This is a genomic window from Micromonospora sp. DT228 (genome assembly GCF_049841595.1).
Taxonomy (GTDB): domain Bacteria; phylum Actinomycetota; class Actinomycetes; order Mycobacteriales; family Micromonosporaceae; genus Micromonospora.
Genome location: NZ_JBNCKO010000045.1, coordinates 1 through 4,427 on the forward strand (window position 1 = coordinate 1; position 4,427 = coordinate 4,427).

The 4,427-nt window shown below is 67.6% G+C and carries 3 protein-coding genes; all 3 read right to left on the bottom strand.

Features of this window, described 5'->3' with window-relative positions; translation table 11 throughout:
* Positions 1 to 208: 208 nt before the first annotated feature.
* Entirely contained in the window at positions 209 to 2,314 is a 2,106-nt protein-coding gene (locus tag ACLQ29_RS35300; protein ID WP_425775689.1) for an NACHT domain-containing protein, read from the bottom strand.
* Between the two features lie 216 nt (positions 2,315 to 2,530).
* Positions 2,531 to 3,115, bottom strand: coding sequence for an NADAR family protein (locus ACLQ29_RS35305; RefSeq protein ID WP_425775690.1), 585 nt, complete (start codon positions 3,113 to 3,115; stop codon positions 2,531 to 2,533).
* Between the two features lie 540 nt (positions 3,116 to 3,655).
* A partial coding sequence (locus tag ACLQ29_RS35310) for an aminotransferase class I/II-fold pyridoxal phosphate-dependent enzyme (RefSeq protein ID WP_425775691.1) occupies positions 3,656 to 4,427 on the bottom strand: 772 nt, incomplete at its 5' end.

Here is a 4,427-nt window from a genome sequence, read left to right on the forward strand (position 1 = left end):
CTTATCGATCACCGCCACGCCGAAACTTCCTCACCCTCGGGCACCTGCAGCCGACTTCGACACAGCCCCTAGGCGACCCGTGGCACCGGCCGGCGCCGGCCATCCTCGGGAGAAGCACGCCTGACCACTTCGACCTTTCTTGCCGGACCGGTCCGCTCGGCCTGGCGGTAGTCCGCAGCGCGAACCCTTCACGCCGGGCTGTAGATCGCTATTCGGGGGCGGCTTGCATGGCGAGGCGGTCTTGCAGGCGTGCGTGCCGGAACTGGTATTGCGGGCCGACGGCGCGCAGGACATGTCTGGCCCTGGCGTCTTCGAGGAAGTGCATCATCCGCAGCGGACCATCGCCCTGGACGCGCAGCCAGACGAAGACGAGGAGCGCCCGCCATACCCGAGACACCGTGACACCGAATCCCAGGCCGAACGCCAGATTGAAGGCGATTCCGCGCGCCGAGGGCACTCCGGCGGAGAGGACGAGGATGCCGCCCAGTCCGAGCACCGCACCGATCAGCAAGCCGCAGCCGAGATCACGTTTCCAACAGGTCCACGGATCTGCGGTGTTCTGGTCGGTGCTGGTAGGCCGAGCTCCGGCATAGACAAGCATCAGTGTCAGGGTGAAGGCCACGCTAACCACGAGCGTGTGGATCGGACTGGGCGCGTCTTCTCCGGGCTCGGGAAAGTAGGTGATCCGCAGCCGTATGAGCGCGAACTCCGCACCGGCCAGCACCAACCACCCCAGGACGGCACTCGGGGCGGCCACCGAGCGCAGCCGGTTGAAGGCCCACGCGCGAGGCTCGTCCGAGGTGCTACCGAACATCAGGTCGCCGCCCTGATGCGTGAGTAGCCCAACAGGCATGCCAATGAGGAGCCCGAAGACGATGCCCGACGCGATGGGGGTGGTGGCTTCATCGCCGGTCACGAGGAGCAACCCCGAGACGATGGTGCCGATCACCCCTGAGACGGTGAACGTCATGGCGAGCTGAACGAAGGAGGGTAGCCATCGGGAAATGCGCCACCAGGCCACGTCGCGATCGTCGGTCTCGTCGAGCCGCCAGGCGAGCCGGCCGAGCCAACGGCGTGCCTGGTCGACCGTGTAACGCGGCAGTGGGCCGTCGGTGTCGGGATGCTGGCCGTAGGCGTTGAGCAGAATGGTATCGAGCAGGTACTCCTCGGCCGCTTTGCGGCTACGCCGACGGCGTGGATCGAGCAGCTCGCCGAGTCGGTCCTCGCGCCCCTGCAGGTCGCGAACCAGGCTGAGCATCAAGGGGTTCTCCAGTGCCTTGATGAGGCCGTCGCGCGATCCGCCGCGCAGGCGCCGAAGCAGGCGCCGCCAGGTGGGTGTCGGCGTGCCGGGGAAGCCCTCCAGATAATCGGCGGCCTGCGCCGCTGTGGGAGGCATGAGCTCAAGGGTTGCCGCTCCGATCAACAGCCCCCGCCGAGCAGCGGCGTCGCCCATCTCGTCGCCGCGGCTGAGTAGCACCACGCGCTGCGCTGTCAGCGCGTTCAGCTTCTGCAGGACCGCTGGGCGCAACCGCGGCGGTACCGCATCGAGGCTGTCGAGGACGAAGGAGACGCGGCCAGCGGCCAGCATCCCGCGGACGACGCCCGGCCCGAATTCCGTTGATCGCAGGAAGGAGTAGGTGTGCAGCAGCTGGGACGTGGCCCAGGAAAGGAAATCTAGCTGGCCCGGATTCCAGTCGTGGAGCCGCAGCATCACCGGCACGGGCGTGCGGGCCTGGTCGACGGGATCGAGCGAGCGGCGGTGGTTCAGCGCGCTGAGCACCAGCTGCAGCGCGGCGCTGGTCTTGCCCGCCCCGGCGTCGCCGAGCAACACCACCCGCCCGGACGCCACACCGCCATAGACCTGGATTAGATCCGCCAAAGTTCCGCTGTCAACCTCACCCAGACCGATTGCGCTCATCCCCGGCAGCGGATCCGCGCGATGCTCCGTCCACGTCGGATCGACGGCTGCGTCCCGTGATGCGCCGAGGCTGCGCTCGGACCACTGCCAGCGAAGCGGTATGGGTGGCAGGACACGCAACCCCCGCTGTTCCAGATCAGACTCGACTCTCTCACGGATTTGATCGGCCAACCGGTCGACGGCGCGATCGATCAACTCCGGCACAGGGTCCGACCGGCGCACGAACCTGCGCCACAGCACGGGAATGGCCGGCACGGCTCCCGCCAGCAGCGCCGCGAGGGTCTGGATGGGTCCGACATGCTCAGGATGCTCAACCAACCTGACATACCCGGCGGCGAAGATGCCTGCTATCCCGAGGAGACCGATCAGCAGCAGACCCCGGCGGGCATTGGTCACAGTGAGTAGACTACCCGGCCCCCGGCCTGACCGGGTCCCGGCCGGTCGCTGCGAAGTCGCGGTCTCACACCGCTTCCGCGATCCCGGCGCCGGTGAGCACTTCGGGCACGGTGACCTCTTCGCCAATCTGCACCCAGTCTGCTCCGGCCGGGCCTCGAACGGGATCAGCGGTCCGTCCACACGAGGAAGATCAAGGGCCGTTGACGACGCCGCGCGTCACGCCCGATCCGGAGCGTGAGAGGGTCGTTCCCGGAGCACCTCGCGCACCTGCATGAGCGCGAATCCGAGCAGGTTGAGGCCTCGCCAAGAGCCGGGGTCGGCAGCAGTGGGATCGTCGCGGTTCAGGCCGATACCCCAGATCCGGTCGACTGGGCTGGCCTCCACGAGAACCCGCTGCCCCGTGTCCAGCAGGAATGCCCGTAGCGCGGGATGCTGGTCGAACTTGGCGAGGTTCCCGGCCACCACGATCGCGCAGCGGTGTTCGCCCCAGGTCTGCTGATCAAAACCTGCGACACGTCCTCCCAGCGTCTTGGCGGCGTGAGGGTGCGGCGCGGCAAGAATCTCTTCGGCCATCACACGGTCGCCGAACAACCTGGCCTTGCGCCACATCATGTAGTGCTCCGCAGTGGCGAACCGTAGGTCGTCGGCGGTGAACGCCGCCGGCCACCACTGGCTCAAGCAGCCCGCGCCGACACCCCCGTCCCGCTCGGGCTGGTGCCCCCAGAAGAACAGGAACTTGACCCGATGACCCTGCGCCTGCGCAGCGGCCAGATCGGCGACGCTACGGACCGATGCCATCATGGTCACGAGTGTGCGCTACTGGCGCTCTGCGCACCCCCGCATTTCGGCTGCGGCGACGCGAGGCCATTCAGGGCATTCCGCCGCTCCCGACCTGCTCCCCCTAAACCGAGCTCGCACCGGGCCGCTGACCGCCGATCGATCGGAAGCTACCGTGGCGGTGCCGCCGGCGCCAGCGCTGGCTCCCGCGGCCGCATCGGTCGAATGGGATGCACGCCCACGATCGCCGCTCCTTGTCAACGGCGTGAGCGTGCGCCTGCAGGTGGAGGTACGAACATGGGTCCACCCTGATCTTGCCCCACGGGGCGGCGTCGTAGCCCACAGCACCCGACGTTGGTACATCATGGTGCCCATGTTCGTGGACCAGCGGCAGTTCCCCTTTCTGGCCGACCTTCGGGCACGGTGGGATGCCATTCGAGACGAATGCCTTGCGCTCCCGCTGGAGACCTACCAGCCGTGGGTCCAACGCCAGCCCTCCCGGAGAGGCAGAAGCGGGCGTTGACCGCGCATCGGTTAACGCCAGGCCGTCCATTTGAGAAACCCTTACCGACGGAGCAGGGCGGTGTGCGCCATGCGGGAAACTGCCTCACGTATCAGATCTGGCGAGCAAGCGAAGTTGAATCGCGCATGGCCGGAGCCGGGTGCGCCAAAGTCATGGCCGGAGCTGAGCGCGACCCGGCCGTGTTGCAGAAAGGCTTGCGCGGGGTCGGAGCCCAGGCGCAGTGGGGAGCAGTTCAGCCAGGCGAGGTAGCTGGCCTGCGGCATCGGGAAGGTCACTTCGGGTAGTTGTTGAGCTAGCTGGTCGCGCAGCAGGACGGCGTTGGCAGCCAGGGCGTCAACAAGTTGGTCGAGCCAGATCTCGCCATGCTCGAAGGCCACGGTCGCCGCGAGCATCCCCAGGTGCCCGACGCCCCACGGCAGCTCATGAGGAAGCCGGTCGATCACCTGACTATGGCGTGGGTCCGGGGCAACGATAAGGGCACATTTGAGACCGGCAAGGTTCCACGCCTTGGACGCGCTGGTGAACGCGATCCCGGTCGCGAGGGCCGCGTCCCCACAGCTCAAGTAGGGGTGAAAGCGATGCCCCTGATGGGTCAATGGCCCATGGATCTCATCTGAGAGCACGGTGGCGCCGTAGCGGGCCGCCGCTTCCGCAAGGGCCTGCAGCTCGCCGCTTTCATGCACCCGGCCGGTCGGATTGTGGGGGTGGCACAACAGCACGACGCGGGCACCGGCGGCTAGTACGGCAGCCGCCGTTCGTGAGGTGACCTCGGGTCCCGCAGGAATGAGGACGGCCACCGCATGATCGTCTGTG

Excerpts from the sequence above, each read along its gene's own strand:
- ACLQ29_RS35305 (WP_425775690.1), bottom strand. The coding sequence starts at position 3,115 with ATGATGGCATCGGTCCGTAGCGTCGCCGATCTGGCCGCTGCGCAGGCG.